At 69.5% G+C, this 16710-nt stretch carries 22 protein-coding genes; 18 read left to right on the top strand and 4 right to left on the bottom strand.

What is annotated here, in order from left to right; translation table 11 throughout:
• The first annotated feature begins 27 nt into the window (after positions 1-27).
• The 9 genes from nifN to C7444_RS14190 all read left to right on the top strand — a co-directional run bounded on the left by nifN (position 28) and on the right by C7444_RS14190 (position 5769).
• On the top strand, positions 28-1473 hold the full coding sequence (nifN, locus tag C7444_RS14230; protein ID WP_110401517.1) for a nitrogenase iron-molybdenum cofactor biosynthesis protein NifN: 1446 nt from the start codon (positions 28-30) through the stop codon (positions 1471-1473).
• Between the two features lie 24 nt (positions 1474-1497).
• Positions 1498-1911 (top strand): nitrogen fixation protein NifX, encoded by a 414-nt coding sequence (gene nifX, locus C7444_RS14225; RefSeq protein WP_110401516.1) that lies wholly within the window; start codon positions 1498-1500, stop codon positions 1909-1911.
• Complete coding sequence (locus C7444_RS14220) at positions 1908-2360, top strand: NifX-associated nitrogen fixation protein (protein ID WP_110401515.1); 453 nt, start codon at positions 1908-1910, stop codon at positions 2358-2360. Before nifX ends, C7444_RS14220 begins: the two co-directional genes overlap by 4 nt.
• Before the next feature lie 27 nt (positions 2361-2387).
• Complete coding sequence (locus C7444_RS14215; RefSeq protein WP_110401514.1) at positions 2388-2588, top strand: CCE_0567 family metalloprotein; 201 nt, start codon at positions 2388-2390, stop codon at positions 2586-2588.
• Between the two features lie 25 nt (positions 2589-2613).
• Entirely contained in the window at positions 2614-2919 is a 306-nt protein-coding gene (gene fdxB / locus C7444_RS14210; RefSeq protein WP_110401513.1) for a ferredoxin III, nif-specific, read from the top strand.
• Between the two features lie 2 nt (positions 2920-2921).
• Complete coding sequence (locus C7444_RS14205) at positions 2922-3389, top strand: nitrogen fixation protein NifQ (RefSeq protein ID WP_110401512.1); 468 nt, start codon at positions 2922-2924, stop codon at positions 3387-3389.
• 92 nt (positions 3390-3481) lie between these two features.
• A complete protein-coding gene (modB, locus tag C7444_RS14200; RefSeq protein WP_110401511.1) occupies positions 3482-4165 on the top strand; it encodes a molybdate ABC transporter permease subunit in 684 nt (227 codons plus the stop codon).
• A 29-nt stretch (positions 4166-4194) separates the two neighbouring features.
• Positions 4195-4956: a molybdate ABC transporter substrate-binding protein gene (modA, locus tag C7444_RS14195; RefSeq protein WP_110401510.1), complete on the top strand. Its 762-nt coding sequence runs from the start codon at positions 4195-4197 to the stop codon at positions 4954-4956.
• Between the two features lie 21 nt (positions 4957-4977).
• Complete coding sequence (locus tag C7444_RS14190; RefSeq protein ID WP_110401509.1) at positions 4978-5769, top strand: sulfate/molybdate ABC transporter ATP-binding protein; 792 nt, start codon at positions 4978-4980, stop codon at positions 5767-5769.
• A 30-nt stretch (positions 5770-5799) separates the two neighbouring features.
• On the opposite strand, the gene C7444_RS14185 is transcribed toward C7444_RS14190, so the two are convergent.
• A complete protein-coding gene (locus C7444_RS14185) occupies positions 5800-6633 on the bottom strand; it encodes a TOBE domain-containing protein (protein WP_110401508.1) in 834 nt (277 codons plus the stop codon).
• Positions 6634-6672: 39 nt separating this feature from the next.
• Positions 6673-7173, bottom strand: a complete 501-nt coding sequence (locus C7444_RS14180) for a hypothetical protein (RefSeq protein ID WP_110401507.1) — start codon at positions 7171-7173, stop codon at positions 6673-6675.
• A 274-nt stretch (positions 7174-7447) separates the two neighbouring features.
• Between C7444_RS14180 and C7444_RS14175 the strand changes: the two genes are divergently transcribed.
• From C7444_RS14175 to C7444_RS14135, 9 genes are all read left to right on the top strand, one after another.
• Positions 7448-8668, top strand: a complete 1221-nt coding sequence (locus C7444_RS14175) for an IscS subfamily cysteine desulfurase (RefSeq protein ID WP_110401506.1) — start codon at positions 7448-7450, stop codon at positions 8666-8668.
• 46 nt (positions 8669-8714) lie between these two features.
• A complete protein-coding gene (gene iscU, locus C7444_RS14170) occupies positions 8715-9146 on the top strand; it encodes a Fe-S cluster assembly scaffold IscU (RefSeq protein WP_110401505.1) in 432 nt (143 codons plus the stop codon).
• A gap of 101 nt (positions 9147-9247) precedes the next feature.
• Positions 9248-9601 (top strand): iron-sulfur cluster insertion protein ErpA, encoded by a 354-nt coding sequence (erpA, locus tag C7444_RS14165; protein ID WP_245909587.1) that lies wholly within the window; start codon positions 9248-9250, stop codon positions 9599-9601.
• A gap of 20 nt (positions 9602-9621) precedes the next feature.
• Positions 9622-9945 (top strand): HesB/IscA family protein, encoded by a 324-nt coding sequence (locus C7444_RS14160; protein WP_110401503.1) that lies wholly within the window; start codon positions 9622-9624, stop codon positions 9943-9945.
• A gap of 21 nt (positions 9946-9966) precedes the next feature.
• Positions 9967-11871: a Fe-S protein assembly chaperone HscA gene (hscA, locus tag C7444_RS14155; RefSeq protein WP_110401502.1), complete on the top strand. Its 1905-nt coding sequence runs from the start codon at positions 9967-9969 to the stop codon at positions 11869-11871.
• Between the two features lie 32 nt (positions 11872-11903).
• A complete protein-coding gene (gene fdx, locus C7444_RS14150; RefSeq protein ID WP_110401501.1) occupies positions 11904-12302 on the top strand; it encodes an ISC system 2Fe-2S type ferredoxin in 399 nt (132 codons plus the stop codon).
• A gap of 52 nt (positions 12303-12354) precedes the next feature.
• A complete protein-coding gene (locus C7444_RS14145) occupies positions 12355-12924 on the top strand; it encodes a phosphatase PAP2 family protein (protein ID WP_110401500.1) in 570 nt (189 codons plus the stop codon).
• A 45-nt stretch (positions 12925-12969) separates the two neighbouring features.
• The gene (locus C7444_RS14140; RefSeq protein ID WP_110401499.1) at positions 12970-13338 is read left to right on the top strand and encodes a diacylglycerol kinase family protein; all 369 of its coding nucleotides are present in this window, start codon (positions 12970-12972) and stop codon (positions 13336-13338) included.
• Positions 13339-13425: 87 nt separating this feature from the next.
• On the top strand, positions 13426-13947 hold the full coding sequence (locus tag C7444_RS14135; protein ID WP_211317563.1) for a DUF2726 domain-containing protein: 522 nt from the start codon (positions 13426-13428) through the stop codon (positions 13945-13947).
• 187 nt (positions 13948-14134) lie between these two features.
• Here the strand turns inward: C7444_RS14135 and C7444_RS14130 are convergent, their stop codons facing one another.
• Both C7444_RS14130 and C7444_RS14125 read right to left on the bottom strand, forming a co-directional pair.
• On the bottom strand, positions 14135-14839 hold the full coding sequence (locus tag C7444_RS14130) for a M48 family metallopeptidase (protein WP_110401608.1): 705 nt from the start codon (positions 14837-14839) through the stop codon (positions 14135-14137).
• Between the two features lie 12 nt (positions 14840-14851).
• Positions 14852-16710 (bottom strand): type I restriction enzyme subunit R domain-containing protein (locus C7444_RS14125; protein WP_445683278.1); only part of this gene is annotated, 1859 nt, incomplete at its 5' end.

Here is a 16710-nt window from a genome sequence, read left to right as displayed (position 1 = left end):
TGACGAACCCTTCTTCCGGAGTCCGTCATGGCCCTCGTCAGCGAATCGAAGAAAGCCTGCGCCGTCAATCCGCTGAAGATGAGCCAGCCGCTGGGCGCGAGCTACGCCTTCATGGGGCTGGACTCGTGCATGCCGATGATGCACGGCTCGCAGGGCTGCACGTCCTTCGGCCTGGTGCTGCTGGTGCGCCACTTCAAGGAGGCCATCCCGCTGCAGACCACGGCGATGAACGAGGCCACCACCATCATGGGCGGCTACGACAACATCGAGAAGGCGCTGCTGAACATCCGCTCACGCGCCAGGCCGAAGGTGATCGCGATCTGCTCGACCGGCCTGACCGAGACCAAGGGCGACGACGTCCACGGCTACATCACGCTGGCCCGGCGCAGGCACCCGGAGCTCAACGACACCGAGATCGTCTACGTCAGCACGCCCGACTACGCCGGTGCCTTCCAGGACGGCTTCGCCAAGGCGGTCGAGGGCATCATCGACACGCTCGCCCTGCCCGAGCCTCCGCGGGTCGAGCGGCAGGTGGCCGTGCTGGCGGGCTGCCACCTCGCCCCGGGCGACCTGGAGGAGCTGCGCGAGGTCATCGAGTCCTTCGGGCTGCAGGCCGTCATCGTGCCCGACGTGGCCGGCTCGCTCGACGGTCACATCCCCGACGACTGGCTGGGCACGACCCTGGGCGGCACGCCTCTGGAGGCGCTGCGGGGCATCGGCGGCTCGATGCACTGCCTGGTCCTGGGCGAGCAGATGCGCCCGGCCGCGCTGAAGCTCGAGGCCCGGTGCGGCGTGCCCTTCACGGTGTTCGACCGCCTGACCGGCCTGACCGCCACCGACGCGTTCATGCTCCGGCTCTCGCAGCTGTCGGGGCAGCCGGTGCCGGCGAAATACCGCCGCCAGCGCAGCCAGCTGGTCGACGCGATGCTCGATGGCCACTTCCACTTCGGCAACAAGAAGATCGCGCTGGGCGCCGAGCCCGACCTGATGTGGGCGGTGGGCAGCTTCCTGACCGAGATGGGTGCCGAGCTGTCGGTGTGCATCACCACCACCAAGTCCCCGCTGCTCGAGCGCATGCCGGCCAACGAGGTCGTGATCGGGGACCTGGAGGACCTGGAACGCCTGGCGCAGGCCTCGGACTGCGACCTGCTGATGACCCACTCGCACGGCCGCCAGGCGGCGCAGCGGCTCAACAAGCCCCTGTTCCGCCTGGGCATCCCGATGTTCGACCGCATCGGCAACGCCCACAAGTGCTACGCCGGCTACCGCGGCACGCGCAACTTCATCTACGAGGTCGGCAACCTGCTGATCGACCAGATCCCGCACCACGGACCGGACGACTGGCCGCTGCCGGAGCGCTCGCTGCAGGCCGCCGCCGGCCTGCCCGCCGAGGTCCACCTGCCGGCCACCATCGGGCGCATGCCGCGCGCCGACGGCCCGTCCTCCGACCACCTGGCCGCGGCCAGTGCCTGATTCCGACTTCCGCAGGAGCTGCCCATGAAAATCGCCTTCGCCACCCAGGACCAGCAGCGCGTCGATGCGCACTTCGGCTGGGCCAAGCACCTGGCCGTCTACGAGATCTCGCCCGAGGGCCACCACTTCATCGAGGACTTCGGCTTCGGCGAGGACCTGGCCGAGGACGGCAACGAGGACAAGCTCGCCCCCAAGCTGGAGGCGATCAAGGACTGCGCCATCGTCTACGTGGCGGCGATCGGCGGCTCCGCGGCCGCCCGGGTCGTGGCCACCAAGATCCACCCGGTCAAGGTCACGCAGCCCGAGCCCATCCTGGACATCCTCGACAAGCTGCAGGTCGTGCTCAAGGGCACGCCGCCGCCCTGGCTGCGCAAGGCGCTGAACAAGGGCCAGGAAAAGAGTTTCGATTTCGAAGACGACGAAGAGGTCAAATCATGAATGAAGACGAGCTGCTGCAGGACAGCTTCATCCGCGAGCTGATCAAGCAGATCCGCGCGCAGGACACCCACGGCACCTGGGAGGGCAAGAGCGACATGAAGCTGCTCGAGCCCTACATCCTGACGGCCGAGCAGCGCCGCGCGATGCCCATCATGGGCGACCCGGATCCGGACACGCTGTGGCGCCTGGACCTCTACCACAACGCCATCGGGCTCTCGATCGAGCGGGCCACCCGGTGCATGGTCGCGCCGATGACCAAGATGAGCCATGAAGGTTTCGGCCGCTGCGTGCTGACCACCGGCCGGCTGATCGTGGTCAACCGCCACCTGCGCGACGTGCACCGCTTCGGCTTCCCGAGCCTGGCCAAGCTGGCCGAGGCTGGCAACAAGCTGGTCACCGAAGGCATCGGCATGATCGAGAAATACCCCGAAGTCGCCCACTACGGCTGAGTCGCCACCAGGCCCAGGAGTCCCCCCATGTCCGACATCGACGCACTGAAGAACGACGTCAAGAAGCTCAACGCCAAGGCCACGCAGGCCAAGATGGACCTGCATGACCTCAGCGAGGACCTGCCCACCGGCTGGGAGCGCATTCCCGAGGTGGCCCGCGTGGCCTACGAGGCCCACGTGGCCCTGACGGAGGCCCGCAGGAAGCTGGCCGCCGCGACGCCCGCCTGAGTCGGTCCGCCCACAGGAGTCAAGCATGAGCCAATTTTCAGTCACCCTGCCCTCGGGCGAGAGCTGGACGCCCACCTTCGTCCAGAACATCAACGAGGACACCTGCATCGGCTGCGGCCGCTGCTTCAAGGTCTGCCCCCGCGGCGTGCTGGAGCTGATCGGCCTGGACGAGGACGGTCAGCGCATCCACATCGATTCCGAGGACGACGAGGACGAGGAATACGAGAAGAAGGTGATGACCATCGCCCACCAGGAGCTGTGCATCGGCTGCACGGCCTGCGCACGCATCTGTCCGAAGAAGTGCTACACCCACGCAGCCGCGGCGGTCTGACCATGGGCGGGGCTCAGCGACTGATCCCGCCACCGCGCCTCGAGCGGCTGGCCACCGCGGTGCTCGTGCAGCGCGAGCGCCGCGGCGACGAGGTCGAGGACGTCATGGGCCTGCTGCTGGAGCATGCGGACGAGCGTGCCGGCCTGCCGCAGGAGCGGCTGGACCTGGCCCTGACGATGGCGGTGGCCTGCCTGGGCGAGAACCACCTCTGGCAGGACCTGCAGCTGGCCTCGCGCGACGAGCTCTCGGCGCTGATCGGCCACTGGTTCCCGGCGCTGGCCGCCCGCAACACGCAGGCGATGAAGTGGAAGAAGTTCCTCTACAAGCAGCTGTGCGAGCGCGAGCAGATCCTGATCTGCAAGGCCCCGAGCTGTGCGGTCTGCAGCGACCACGGCCTGTGCTTCGAGGCGCCGGCGACCGTGCACGCCGGCCCGCTGCCGGGCACCGCCGCGCCGCCGGTCGCCGCCTGATCCGCCCTGCCGGACCCGGTCCCGCCCCTCGACGGGGGCGCGATCCGGTTCGGTGTTTTTTTGCAAATCGTTATATAGGTCAAAATACAGCGATGTCCGAACTGCTTCGAATCTTCCAGACGCTGGACTGGTCGCCGCTGTGGCTGTCGCTGCAGGTGGCCGGGGTCGCCACCGCGATCGCCTGGCTGGCCGGCGTGGCGCTGGGCTGGGTGGTGGCGCGCACCCGCCTGCCCGGGCGCACGCTGCTGGAGGCGCTGTGCATGCTGCCGCTGGTGCTGCCGCCCACGGTGATCGGCTACCTGATCCTGCTGGCGGCGGGCCGGCGCAGCCCGCTGGGCGGCTGGCTGCGCGAGCATTTCGACTACGGCATCGTCTTCAGCTGGCACGGCGCGGTCGTGGCCTCGGCCATCGTGGCGCTGCCGCTGGTGCTGAAGTCGGCGAGCGCGGCGTTTGCCGGCGTCGACCGCACGCTCGAGGCGGCCGCGCGCACGCTGCGCCAGTCGCCCTGGTCGGTTTTCCTGCGCGTGACGCTGCCGCTGGCGGGCCCCGGCATCCTCGCCGGCACGCTGCTGGCCTTCGCGCGGGCGATGGGCGAGTTCGGTGCCTCGCTGATGGTGGCCGGCTCCATCCCCGGCCAGACGCAGACGCTGTCGATGGCCATCTACGACTCGGTGCAGGCCGGCCAGGACGATGTCGCCCTGGTGCTGGTGCTGGTCACCTCGGTGCTGTCGGTCGCGGTCCTGGTGCTGTCGAACCGGCTGTTCAGCCGGCCTTGAGTCCTTTTTTCCTGTCCGTGGAGGTTCCCATGATCCATCGTCGCTCCTTCTCCCGTGTCCTGGCCGCCGTGCTGCTGTGCAGTGCCGGCCTGGCCGCTTCGGCCCAGTCGCTCACGGTGTCGGCCGCCGCCAGCCTGAGCAATGTGCTCAAGGACCTGGGGGCCCGCTACGAAGCGACCCGGCCGGGCGTGAAGCTGCAGTTCAACTTCGCGGCCTCGGGCGTGCTGATCCAGCAGATCGCCCAGGGCGCGCCGGTGGACCTGTTCATCAGTGCCGACGAGGAGACGATGGCCCGCGGCCTCGAGCAGAAGCTGCTCGAGCCGGCGTCGCGGCGCGACATCGCCTCCAACCAGGTCGTGCTGATCACGCCGGCCGCGGGGGGTGTCGCACTGCGCTCGCTGGCCGACCTGACCGGGCCGGCCGTGCAGCGCATCGCCGTGGGCAAGCTCGCGACCGTGCCGGTCGGGCGCTACACGAAGCAGTCGCTCGAGGCCGCGAAGCTGTGGACCGTGCTCGAACCCCGTCTCGTCCACGCCGACAGCGTGCGCCAGGTGCTCGACTACGTGGCCCGAGGCGAGGTCGAGGCCGGCTTCGTCTACTCGACCGACGCCGCGGTGATGCCCGACAAGGTGCGCACGGTGATGCGGGTCGACGGCCATGCGCCGGTGCGTTATCCGGCCGCGATCACCACCGAAGGGCGCCAGAAGGCGGCCGCCGGCGAGTTCCTGGCCTTCCTGCTCTCGCCCCCGGCCCAGGCCGTGCTGGGCCAGGCCGGATTCGGCAAACCCTGATCGCGGGACGAGGGCGGCAACATGATCGACGTGGACCTGCGCCTGAGCGTGGCCGACGCCTCGCGGCGCTTCGAGCTGGCGGTGCGTTTCGAGACCGAGGCGCCGGTGGTGGCGCTGTTCGGGCCGTCGGGTGCCGGCAAGTCGCTGACGCTGCAGGCCATCGCCGGCCTGCTGCGGCCGTCGGCCGGCCATGTGCGCATCGGCGGGCGCACCTTGTTCGACGCCGCCGCCCGCATCGACCTGCCGGCGTCGCGGCGGGCGGTGGGCTATCTGTTCCAGGACTACGCGCTGTTCCCGCACCTGACGGTGCGGCAGAACGTCGCCTTCGGCCTGCGCTCCTGGTGGCAGCCGCGCCTGAGGCCCGAGGAGGCCGAGCGGGTCGACCAGCTGCTGGCGACCTTCGAGCTGCAGGCGCTGGCCGGTGCCCGGCCGGCGGCGCTGTCGGGCGGTCAACGCCAGCGGGTGGCGCTGGCGCGGGCGCTGGCCTGCGAGCCGGCCGTGCTGCTGCTCGACGAGCCCTTCGCCGCGCTCAACCCGATGCTGCGCCAGAGCCTGCGCCGCGAGCTCGCCGAGGTGCGCGAGCGCTGGCAGATCCCGATGCTGATGATCACGCACGACGTCGACGACGTGCTCGAGCTGGCCGACCTGGCCTGCGTGATCGAGCAGGGCCAGGTGGTGCGCGAGGTCGACCTGAGCCGCGGTGAACACCGCGACCGCCACCGCCTGGCGCTGCACCCGCAGGCCCGCCCCGAGCGGGACGAGGCGCGCGGCCGGGCGCTGCGGCTGCTCTTTCCGATGGGTGGCCCGGCCTGAACGCATCCGGGGGGCGCCGCGACCGCCGCCTCAGCCGAAGGTCACCAGCACGAGGTGATCGCTGTCGAACAGGGCCCAGGCCGCCTGGCCCGGTGCCAGCAGCCCGGCCTGGGTGTCGTCCACGACGGCCTGCAGCAGGTGGCCGCTGGGCAGGGCCAGGGTCACGCCGGTGTGGTGGCTGCCCGGGCGCAGCGCGGTGATCGTGCCGGTCAGCACGTTGCGCCCCGCGGCCCGCCGGGGTGCCGCCGCCATGACCTGCACTGCGGGCGCCTTGACCAGCACGAACAGCTCGCTGCCCAGCGTCAGCGCCATGCCCTCGACCGACTCGGGCGTGATGGCGGCCACCATCGCCTCGCCGGGTGCTTCCGCCTCGCCGAGGCGCAGCGTGACCTCGACCATGCCCCCGCCGTCGGCCAGCCCGGTCACGTGGGCCGGGAACTGGTTGCGGGCGCTGGTCTTCATCGTCATGCGCCGGATCAGCGTGCGCAGCGCCGGCGCGTCACCTTCGGCCGGCACGCTGGGCAGCCGGTCGAGCACGTCCTGCTGCGAGCTCTCCATCGCGCGGTACAGCGAGATCAGCTGGCGCGCGTAGTCGGTCAGCTGCGTGCCCCCGCCACCCGAGCCGCCGGTGCAGCGCACCACCAGCGGTTCCGGGGCGAGCTTGTTCATCGCGTCCATCGTGTCCCAGGCCGCCTTGTACGACAGCGGCACCTCGGGTGCGGCGCGGTTGAGCGAGCCGCAGCGGTCGATCGCCTCGAGCAGCCGGATGCGCTTGTCGCTGAGCACCGCCCCCAGCGGGGTCTCCAGGGCGAGGCGGCCTTTCAGGGGCTGGGGCGGAGGGGGGCTGCGGCGGGGGCTGACCATGGCGCGCAGTGTAGGGCGCCGCCGCGTGGGTCTTCCGGCTCAGGAACGGTCGGTGCCCGGGCTGCCGCCGGCCAGCAGCGACGCCGTCACGTCGGTGCCCAGCCGGGCCTGCGGGGCCAGGCGGTCGATCTGCAGCAGCAGGGCCCGGGCCTCGTCCGGCCGGCTGCTGCGCAGGTGGATGAAGGCCAGCGCCTTGAGCGTGAAGAGCCAGAAGCGCGCCGGGCCGTCGTGCAGGAAGTCCCGGCGCGGATCGGGCTGCACGGCGCTCCAGTCCTCGTCGAGTCCGGCCTGGGCGGCGGCCTGCTTCAGGCCGCGCCGGGCGGCCTCCTCGGCCTGCTCGAACTCGCGCCGTCCGGCGTGGTGCTTGTAGAGCGTGTAGTAGACGGCCAGGCAGGTCGGTGCCAGCGCCTGGGCCGTCCACAACAGCGGCGTGCGCTGCTGCGCACCCGTCTCGGCGGCCCGGTGCAGCAGTTCACGCACGGCGGGCGGCACCTCGCCGCCGAAGAAGGCATCGGCGCTCTCGCCAGTGAAGAGGTTCATGTCGCGGTTCCCGGGGTTGCGCTCGGCGGTGCGGGGCCCAAGCACGGTCGGTGCCAGTGTCCGCCCGGGGCCGGCTGGCGCGGCGGCCTCGGCGGCACGTCGAACTTGCGACAAATCTGACACCCGTCGTCGGACATCAAACCCATGTCGCGATGGGGGTGACTGACGGCCAGGATGAGCCAAGTCATTGAACCGGCTGGGATTTGTGCAGTCCTGCCGGATTGGCATGGTCCGTGCGGTAGAGAGCCCAATCCCAGACCGCCGGAGCCGTTCCATGAATCTCGCCGCCGCCAAGCCGATCTACCTGGACTACGCCGCCACGACGCCCGTGGACCCGAGGGTGGTCCAGGTGATGGTGCCCTACCTCTACGAGAACTTCGGCAACCCCGCCTCCCGCAGTCACGCCTACGGCTGGGCCGCCGAAGAGGCCGTCGAGATCGCCCGTGAGCATGTGGCCTCGCTGATCGGCGCCGACCCGCGCGAGATCGTCTTCACCTCCGGGGCGACCGAGTCGAACAACCTCGCCATCAAGGGCGCGGCGCAGTTCCATGCCGGCAAGGGCCGGCACCTGATCACCGTCAAGACCGAGCACAAGGCGGTGCTCGACACGATGCGCGAGCTCGAGCGGGTGGGCTTCGAGGTCACCTACCTCGACGTCCGCGACGACGGCCTGGTCGACCTGGACGTGCTGAAGGCGGCCATCCGCCCCGACACCATCCTGATCTCGGTCATGTACGTCAACAACGAGATCGGCGTGATCCAGGACATCCCGGCCATCGGCGCGCTGTGCCGCAGCAAGGGCATCCTCTTCCACGTCGACGCGGCCCAGGCCACTGGCAAGGTCGCGATCGACCTGGCCACGCTGCCGGTCGACCTGATGAGCCTGTCGGCACACAAGACCTACGGTCCCAAGGGCATCGGCGCGCTCTACGTCTGCCGCAAGCCGCGGGTGCGCATCGAGGCGCAGATGCACGGCGGCGGCCACGAGCGCGGCATGCGCTCGGGCACGCTGGCCACGCACCAGATCGCCGGCATGGGCGAGGCCTACCGCCTGGCCCGCGAGCACATGGCCAGCGAAGGCGCCCGGGTCCTGGCGCTGCGCGACCGCCTGCTCGCCGGCGTGCAGGCCATCCCCGAGGTGCGCGTCAACGGCCACCTCGAGCACCGCGTGCCGCACAACCTGAACATCAGCTTCCAGTTCGTCGAGGGCGAATCGCTGCTGATGGGCATGAAGAGCGTGGCGGTGTCGTCGGGCTCGGCCTGCACCTCGGCCAGCCTCGAGCCCAGCTACGTGCTGCGTGCGCTGGGCCTGTCCGACGAGGTCGCCCACAGCTCGATCCGCTTCTCGGTCGGCCGCTTCACCACCGAGGCCGACGTCGACGCCGCCATCGCCTCGGTCACCGGCACGGTCGAGCGCCTGCGCTCGCTCAGCCCGCTGTGGGACATGCACGTGGCCGGCATCGACCTGTCCAGCGTGCAGTGGGCCGAACACTGAACCAGCTTCCATCGATCCATCCCAGCGATCCCCAACGGAGTTCAACATGGCATACAGCGACAAGGTCATCGACCACTACGAGAACCCGCGCAATGTCGGCGGCTTCGAGGCCGGCGACGACGAAGTGGGCACCGGCATGGTCGGCGCCCCGGCCTGCGGCGACGTGATGAAGCTGCAGATCCGCGTCAACCCGAGCACCGGCGTCATCGAGGACGCCAGGTTCAAGACCTATGGCTGCGGCTCGGCCATCGCGTCGAGCTCGCTGGTGACCGAGTGGGTCAAGGGCAAGACGCTCGAGCAGGCCCTGGCCATCAAGAACACGGCCATCGCCGAGGAGCTCGCGCTGCCGCCGGTGAAGATCCACTGCTCCATCCTGGCCGAGGACGCGATCAAGGCGGCGGTGTCCGACTACCGCCAGCGCCACCACGGCGACACCCCCGAGGTGCTCGAGCAGTCCGCCTGCAGCCCCTCGGCCTGAGCCCCCTTCCCCTTCACGCCTTCCGGGAGATCCCCATGTCCTCTTGCCAATCCCACGGTTCGTCCTGCTCCACCTCCGACCCGACGATGAGCGCCCCGCCGATGATGCCGGTGCTGCCCGACGGCACGGATCCGCTGAAGATCACCGACGCGGTGGTCGCCAAGGTCGCCGAGATGCTGGCCGAGGAAGGGGACCCGAACCTGCAGCTGCGGGTCTTCGTGACCGGCGGCGGCTGCTCGGGCTTCCAGTACGGCTTCGCCTTCGACGACGAGAAGAAGGAGGACGACGTGCGCGTGGTGCGCGACAGCCTGACGGTCGTGGTCGACGCGATGAGCCTGCAGTACCTGGTGGGCGCCGAGATCGACTACGAGGACAAGCTCGACGGCGCCCGCTTCGTCATCCGCAACCCCAACGCCGCCAGCACCTGCGGCTGCGGCAGCAGCTTCTCGGTCTGAGCCGCAACAGGAGCCCCTCCATGTCGATCTCCGTGACCCCCAAGGCCGCCCTCCAGATCCGCAAGGCGCTCGACAAGCGTGGCGGCGGCGTGGGCCTGCGCGTGGCCATCAAGACCAGCGGCTGCTCCGGTTATGCCTATGCGCTCGAGTTCGCCGACGCGGTGCTGCCCGAGGACCTCAGCTTCGACACCGAAGGCGTCAAGGTGCTGGTCGACGCCGTCAGCCTGCCGATGATCGACGGCACCCAGCTCGACTGGGTGCGCGAAGGCCTCAACGAGGGCTTCCAGTTCAACAACCCCAACGCCTCGGCCACCTGTGGCTGCGGCGAGAGTTTCACGGTGTAACCCCGCCTCCCAGGAGCTTCCATGGCCCTCTTGCAGATCGCCGAACCCGGCCTGGCCGCCGCCCCTCATCAGCATCGTCTGGCCGTGGGCATCGACCTGGGCACGACGAACTCGCTGGTGGCCACGGTGCGCAGCGCCCTGCCCACGGTCCTGCCCGACGAGCAGGGCCGGCTGCTGCTGCCGTCCATCGTGCACTTCGCGGTCGACGGCAGCCTGAGCGTCGGGGACGACGCGCGGGCCCATGCGCTGAGCGACCCGCTCAACACCATCGCCTCGGCCAAGCGCCTGATCGGGCGCGGCCCCGACGACGTGGCCACCGACACCGTGCCCTACCAGCTCGAGGCGATGAGCGGCAGCGCCATCGGCATCCGCACCCGGGCCGGCCTGAAGAGCCCGGTCGAGATCGGCGCGCAGGTGCTGAAGTCGCTGCGGCTTCGTGCCGAGGCCTCGCTGGGTGGCGAGCTGGTCGGTGCGGTCATCACCGTGCCGGCCTATTTCGACGATGCCCAGCGCCAGGCCACCAAGGACGCCGCGGCCCAGGCCGGCCTGAACGTGCTGCGCCTGCTCAACGAGCCGACCGCCGCGGCGGTCGCCTACGGGCTGGAGTCGGCCAGCGAAGGGGTCTACGTGGTCTACGACCTCGGTGGCGGCACCTTCGACGTCAGCATCCTGCGCCTGCAGCGCGGCGTGTTCGAGGTCATCGCCACGGCCGGCGACCCGGTGCTCGGTGGCGACGACTTCGACCATGCGCTGGCCGCCTGGTTCTCGCACGCCACCGGGGGCTGGTCCCCGGCCGACATGGCCGCCCTGCTCGCCGCGGCCCGCCGGGCCAAGGAGGCGCTGTCGGACGTGGCCGTGGTCACGATGGGCTGCACGCGCGCCGACGGCAGCGTGGTGGCTCTCGAGCTGAGCCTGGAGCGCTACGACGAGCTGACCCGCCCGCTGGTCGAGCGCACGCTCGGCCCGGTCAAGCGGGCGCTGCGCGACGCCAAGATCAAGCCGGTCGACGTCGACGGGGTCGTGATGGTCGGCGGCTCGACCCGCATGCTGGCGGTGCGCCGGGCGGTGGCCGGGCTGTTCGGCCGCGAACCCTACACCGGCATCGACCCGGACCAGGCCGTCGCCCTGGGCGCGGCCATCCAGGCCGACCAGCTGGCGGGCAACCGCAGCGGCAGCGACGGCCTGCTGCTGCTCGACGTCAATCCGCTCTCGCTGGGCCTGGAGACCATGGGCGGGCTGGTCGAGAAGATCATCCCGCGCAACAGCACGGTGCCGACCGCGCGCGCGCAGGACTTCACCACCTTCAAGGACGGCCAGACCGCGATGAGCCTGCACGTGGTGCAGGGCGAGCGGGAGCTGGTCAGCGAGTGCCGCTCGCTGGCGCGCTTCACGCTGCGCGGCATCCCGCCGATGGTGGCCGGCGCCGCCCGCATCCGCGTGACCTTCCAGATCGACGCCGACGGGCTGCTGAGCGTGAGCGCGCTCGAGCAGCTCTCCGGCGCGCGGGCCCATGTCGAGGTCAAGCCCAGCTACGGCCTGGCCACCGAGCAGGTGGCGGGCATGCTCAAGGACGCCATCGGCCATGCCGAGGTGGATGCGACGGCCCGCATGCTGCGCGAGGCCGAGGTCGACGCCCGCCGCCTGCTGGACGCCACCGATGCCGCGCTGCACGAGGATGGCGAGCAGCTGCTCGACCGCAAGGAGCAGTTCCAGGTCCTGCGCGCGATGCAGGACGTGGCCGACACGCTCGAGCAGTGCGCCGAGGGCGAAGGCACGACGCTGGAGGCGCAGAAGGCGCTGTGCCAGACCCTGCGCAACGCCACCGACGAGCTCAACCGTGTCACCACCCCGTTTGCCGGCCGGCGCATGGATGCCCGGGTGCGCGAGGCGCTGTCGGGCCGCACGATCGAGCAGATGGCCGCCTGAACCCCGACCGATCCGTCCACCCAGGGCCCACGATGAGCACCCTCACCTCCCTCCCCCCTTCCTCCGGCGCCGGTGTGGCGGCGGCGGTCCGGCCGACCACCCGGGTCACCGTGCTGCCCCACCCGGACCTCTGCCCGGACGGCGTCAGCTTCGAGGCCCGGTCCGGCCGCAAGCTGCTCGACGAGATGCTGTCCCACGGCATCGAGCTCGAGCACGCCTGCGAGAAGGTCTGCGCCTGCGCCACCTGCCACGTCTACCTGCGCGAGGGCGCCGAACACGTGCGCCCGGCCGATGACGAGGAGGAGGACCAGCTCGACGCCGCCTGGGGCCTGCAGGCCCAGTCGCGGCTGTCGTGCTGCGTCAAGGTCCAGGGCCCGGCGCTGGTGGTCGAATTGCCGCGATTCACCAGGAATCACGCCCGCGAGCGCTGAAACCGTCGTGACCCGGGCGGCCGGACGGCCTGCGGCGGCCTAACATCGCCGCATGCTGCTCTCCAACGCCCTCCTGTCCCGTCCTTTCCCCTCGGCCCGCCTGGGCGCGGTGGCCCTGTCCTGCCTGCTGGGGGCCGGCAGCGCCATGGCCGATTCACGCGCGGCCTGGAAAGCGGGCTCCGACCTGCTGGCCGTGGGCCTGCCGATCGTCGCGGCGGGCCACGCGTGGTCCGAGGACGATGGCGAGGGCCTGAAGCAGCTCGGCCTGGCGCTCGGGGGCACCTTCCTGAGCACCGAGCTGATCAAGAGCCAGGTCCACGAGACCCGCCCCGACGGTTCGGGCGACGACAGCTTCCCGTCCGGCCACACCGCGATCGCCTTCGCCGCCGCCCGCTACGTCGACAAGCGCTACGGCGGCCCCTGGCGGCTGGCCCTGTACACCGCGGCCGGCCTCACCGGCGTGGCCCGGGTCGAGGCGGATCAGCACCACTGGAAGGACGTGCTGGCCGGCGCGGCGCTGGGTTACCTGGCCAGCGAGCTGTCGACCCGTTCCCGCTCCTTCCAGGTCGTGGTCGCCCCCACGCCGCGCGGCGTCGCCCTCGTCGGCATGGCCGCCTGGTGATGCGGCGGCTGCCGCACCACCCGACCCCCCGCTGAGCCCGTCCCCATGCCTTGCGTTTCCCGGGCCGCCGCCTTGCGCCATGCGTGGCGTGGCGTCGTGGTCCTGCTGCGCGGCGAGGTCAATGCACGCCTCCACGTCGCGGCCGCCCTCGGCTGCGTCGCGCTGGGCGCCTGGCTGCGCCTCGATCGCCGCGAGTGGGTGGTGCTTGCGCTGGCCATCACGCTGGTGATCGTGGCCGAGGCGCTCAACACCGCGATCGAGCGGGTCGTCGACCTCGCCTCGCCCGAGTGGCATGCGCTGGCGCGCGACGCCAAGGACGTGGCCGCCGGGGCCGTGCTGATCGCCAGTGCCGGCGCGGTGGTGGTCGGCCTGCTGGTCTTCGGCCCCCGGCTGTGGTCGCTGTGGATGCCGTAGCGCTGCAGCCGGCCTGAGCGGCACGCCGCACGCGTGCCGGGCCCCGGGCCCGGCGTTCCCCTGAAGAAGAATCGAGATCCCCGTCCCTTGAACACCTTGCTGGTCCTGTGCCTCATCGCGGCCCTGCTGGTCTGCGCGGCCCTGCTCTTTCTGTCCCGGCCCGAGGACGACCGGTCCGGGCCTGCGTCCACCCCGCCCGGGCCGCCCCGGCTGCTGCTCTCGACCCCCGAGCAGATCCTCTACCACCGGCTGGTGGCCGCGCTGCCCGCCCACATGATCCTGGCCCAGGTCCAGGTCTCGCGCGTGCTGGGCCAGCTGCGGGGCGCCGATTTCGACGAGCGGGAACACCGGGTCGCCCGCATGAGCTACGACTTCGTCGTCTGCACGCTGGACTCGACGGTGCTGGCCGCCATCGAGCTCGACGACCGCTCGCACGAGGCGGCCGACCGCATCGACGCCGACGCCCGGAAGGACCGCGCCACCGCCGCGGCCGACCTGCGCCTGATCCGCTGGCATGTGCGCGCGCTGCCCGACACCGAGGCGATCCAGGCTGAATTCGCCGACAGCCTGGCGCGGGTGTGCGGGCAGAGGGACGGCGCGAGACGGTGAGGTGGCGCCGGGCCGCGGCCATGCACCGCACGGCTTGAACGTGTCGCACGCCCAGCGGTTCAACGAGACGCTGTTGTCGTTCCTGCGGGGGGGGGAGTCCTGCGGGGATCCGTCCGCCTGTGGTGGGCACGATCCGGACCGGAGCCGAGGACCTCACGGTGCACCACAGCCGTGCTCTGCTGCACAGCTAAGACCCCAGTGGCAACGCATTCAGCTCCTTGCGCGCTTCGCGCCATTGCGGCCAATGCCGATCCAGCAAGGCCACGAAACGATCGTTGTGCGTCGGCTCCAGCAAATGCAGCATCTCGTGCACCACCACGTACTCCACGAGGTCTTTGGGCTTTTTCACCAGTTCAGTGTTCAGGCGGACATTGCCCGCTCTGTGGTTGCAACTGCCCCACCTGGTCTTCATTCGCTGCAAAAAGTAGCCTTCCACGCGCACCCCCAGCTTGGGCTCCCATTTGGCGATCAGTTGCGGTACCAGGCCATGCAACAAGGCCTTGTGCCAGTCGTGGATCACCTCGGCACGCTTGGCCTGGTCGTGGCCGGGCCGCACCATGAGGGTGATGCGTTTGTGGTCGAGCTTCACACAGGGCTTGGCATCGGTCTCTTGCACCGTCATCAGATGACGACGGCCCCACAGCTCGTGGCTCTCGCGCTCGCGGAACTGGCGCGGTGTCTCACGAGCCTGGGTCTTCAAGGTCGCTTGTTGCTGGCGTATCCAGGCCAGCTTGGAGATGGCATAGGCCCGGGCCACCTCGGGGCGGGTGTTCTCGGGCGCCACCAGCGTCACCCGCCCTTCTGGCGGATGCACGGTCAGGTGCACGTTCTTCACGCGCTTGCGGACCAAGCTGATGCGCAATGCGCCCAGTACGATGTCATCTTCGTGCACGGCCGTCACGTGTCAATACCCCGGCTGGTTCTTGATGATCTCGAAGATGGCCAAGGTCGCGGCTTTGTTCTTCTTCATGATCGGGAAGATGGCATTGAGCACCTGAGCCTCGCGGGCCGGGTCGCCCTTCCAGCCTGCGGGGGCCTTGTCGCGGATGGCCCGGTCGAGGCTCAGCGCCAGGTTCAGGCATTCGTCGCCATACGCGGGTGCGGGTTCTGCCGTGTGGTTGAACAGCTCCGCCGCCATCAGCACGCCAGGCAGGTTGTTGTAGAGCACCGCAGCCTCCTTGTTGCCCTGCAGGGCCGCTGGCAGTGGGTTGCTGCCTTCACTTCTGCCGCCCAGTTGCTTGGCCAGCGCTTCAGCGTTCTTCAGGAACTGCGCATAGCTTTCGGTGTCATCGCGCTTTTGCTGGATCAGGTCTTCCAGCAGCTTGCTCATCTGCTCGTAGAACTTGGGGTCGGTCAGCTGGTCGCGGATGATGGTCTTGCGGACGTTGTTGATGATGCCTTCGGCAATGGCGTTGTTCGACAACTTGCCCTTCTCATTGAGCTTGCGGGCAATGGCATCGTGGATGCCGGTTTCGATGATCAGTTCGGTCAGCGACAGCGAGCTCAGGTCACCCAGCACATCTGCAGGGTCGGCCTGGATGTAGGTGTTGATGAGGTGGCGCATGTCAGCCTCGAAAGGCTTGGTGTCCAGCTCTTCGCCTGCATGGTTCTTGATGGCGGCACGCAGCTCGGTGTAGAAAGCGGTCTCTTTCTCGAAGGCGTCGATCTTCGCGGCGCTGTAGCCGGCTTCTTCAAGATTTTGCGCCATGTCGGCGTAGGCGCGCACATAGGCCGCCACCGCCTTGTAGAAGGCGATGCGCAGTGGCTCGTTGTCGTTCAGTGCGGCGGCATCGCCCGCGCTGCCGCAGAAGTAGTGGATGTGCTGCTCGATGCCCTGCGGCTGTTTGACGGGCGCACACAGGTAGATCAGGGCCTCACGGGCAGCGTCCAGTCTGGCGCGCCCCTCTTCGCGCCAGTCCTTCACCGTCAGATCGGCGCCTTCGCCGCAGCTGTCGGTGTCCAGCTCGTCCGAGGTGTACACGGCCAGGGCCTTCTGCACGTTCTCCAGCGATTCCTTGTAATCGACGATATGGCCGTAGTCCTTGTCTTCGCCATCGAGCCGGTTGGTGCGGCAGATGGCCTGGAACAGGTTGTGATCGCGCAGCTCGTTGTCCAGATAGATGTAGGTGCAGCTGGGCGCATCAAAACCCGTCAGCAGTTTGCTCACCACGATCAACAGCTTCAGGTTGGCTGGCTCTTCGATGAAGCGCCGCTTCATCTCGGTTTCGTACTGCGTGGTGGTTTGAAAGCTCCCCGATCCGCCTCCCGAAACGGCCTTCAGCACGTGCTGCGTGTAGGTGTCGAACTTGTAGCGCTCGTCGCTGTCTTTGGGCTCTTGCGAGATGGCGTTGTGGTTGGGCTCGAACGAGGTGACGATGCCGCAATGCTGGCCAAAGCCGGTGTTCTGGAACAGCCGGTAGTAGTGGCAGGCGTCGTAGATGGAGGCGGCCACCAGGATTGCCGTGCCCCGATCGTTGTTCAAACGCGGGCGCACGCCAAAGTCGTGAATGATGTCCGCCATGATGCGCTGCTTGCGCTCGCCCGAGCTCATCAGGTCTTCCATGGTCGCCCAGCGCTTGCGCAGCATGGACTTCTGGTAGTTGTTCAAGCCCTTGGCGGCTTTTTCAAACCAGTTGTCGACCGCCTTGGGTGAGGTCTGAACCGCCCTGGGTTTCATGGAGGCCAGTTGGTTTAAGTCAGGCCGCGACAGCGACCTGCTCGGCGAGATGCCAGTAGTAGTTTGCCTCAGCCTCGGCGGGCGGG

The organism is Sphaerotilus hippei (assembly GCF_003201595.1).
Lineage (GTDB): Bacteria > Pseudomonadota > Gammaproteobacteria > Burkholderiales > Burkholderiaceae_C > Sphaerotilus > Sphaerotilus hippei.
Note: the sequence above shows the minus strand (reverse complement) of the source record. Positions and strands in the feature narration are given on the sequence as shown.

Bases quoted from the DNA above. Each gene is read 5' to 3' on its own strand.
- nifN (WP_110401517.1), top strand. From the start codon at position 28: ATGGCCCTCGTCAGCGAATCGAAGAAAGCCTGCGCCGTCAATCCGCTG.
- nifX (WP_110401516.1), top strand. From the start codon at position 1,498: ATGAAAATCGCCTTCGCCACCCAGGACCAGCAGCGCGTCGATGCGCAC.
- C7444_RS14220 (WP_110401515.1), top strand. From the start codon at position 1,908: ATGAATGAAGACGAGCTGCTGCAGGACAGCTTCATCCGCGAGCTGATC.
- C7444_RS14215 (WP_110401514.1), top strand. From the start codon at position 2,388: ATGTCCGACATCGACGCACTGAAGAACGACGTCAAGAAGCTCAACGCC.
- fdxB (WP_110401513.1), top strand. From the start codon at position 2,614: ATGAGCCAATTTTCAGTCACCCTGCCCTCGGGCGAGAGCTGGACGCCC.
- C7444_RS14205 (WP_110401512.1), top strand. From the start codon at position 2,922: ATGGGCGGGGCTCAGCGACTGATCCCGCCACCGCGCCTCGAGCGGCTG.
- modB (WP_110401511.1), top strand. From the start codon at position 3,482: ATGTCCGAACTGCTTCGAATCTTCCAGACGCTGGACTGGTCGCCGCTG.
- modA (WP_110401510.1), top strand. From the start codon at position 4,195: ATGATCCATCGTCGCTCCTTCTCCCGTGTCCTGGCCGCCGTGCTGCTG.
- C7444_RS14190 (WP_110401509.1), top strand. From the start codon at position 4,978: ATGATCGACGTGGACCTGCGCCTGAGCGTGGCCGACGCCTCGCGGCGC.
- C7444_RS14185 (WP_110401508.1), bottom strand. From the start codon at position 6,633: ATGGTCAGCCCCCGCCGCAGCCCCCCTCCGCCCCAGCCCCTGAAAGGC.
- C7444_RS14180 (WP_110401507.1), bottom strand. From the start codon at position 7,173: ATGAACCTCTTCACTGGCGAGAGCGCCGATGCCTTCTTCGGCGGCGAG.
- C7444_RS14175 (WP_110401506.1), top strand. From the start codon at position 7,448: ATGAATCTCGCCGCCGCCAAGCCGATCTACCTGGACTACGCCGCCACG.
- iscU (WP_110401505.1), top strand. From the start codon at position 8,715: ATGGCATACAGCGACAAGGTCATCGACCACTACGAGAACCCGCGCAAT.
- erpA (WP_245909587.1), top strand. From the start codon at position 9,248: ATGATGCCGGTGCTGCCCGACGGCACGGATCCGCTGAAGATCACCGAC.
- C7444_RS14160 (WP_110401503.1), top strand. From the start codon at position 9,622: ATGTCGATCTCCGTGACCCCCAAGGCCGCCCTCCAGATCCGCAAGGCG.
- hscA (WP_110401502.1), top strand. From the start codon at position 9,967: ATGGCCCTCTTGCAGATCGCCGAACCCGGCCTGGCCGCCGCCCCTCAT.
- fdx (WP_110401501.1), top strand. From the start codon at position 11,904: ATGAGCACCCTCACCTCCCTCCCCCCTTCCTCCGGCGCCGGTGTGGCG.
- C7444_RS14145 (WP_110401500.1), top strand. From the start codon at position 12,355: ATGCTGCTCTCCAACGCCCTCCTGTCCCGTCCTTTCCCCTCGGCCCGC.
- C7444_RS14140 (WP_110401499.1), top strand. From the start codon at position 12,970: ATGCCTTGCGTTTCCCGGGCCGCCGCCTTGCGCCATGCGTGGCGTGGC.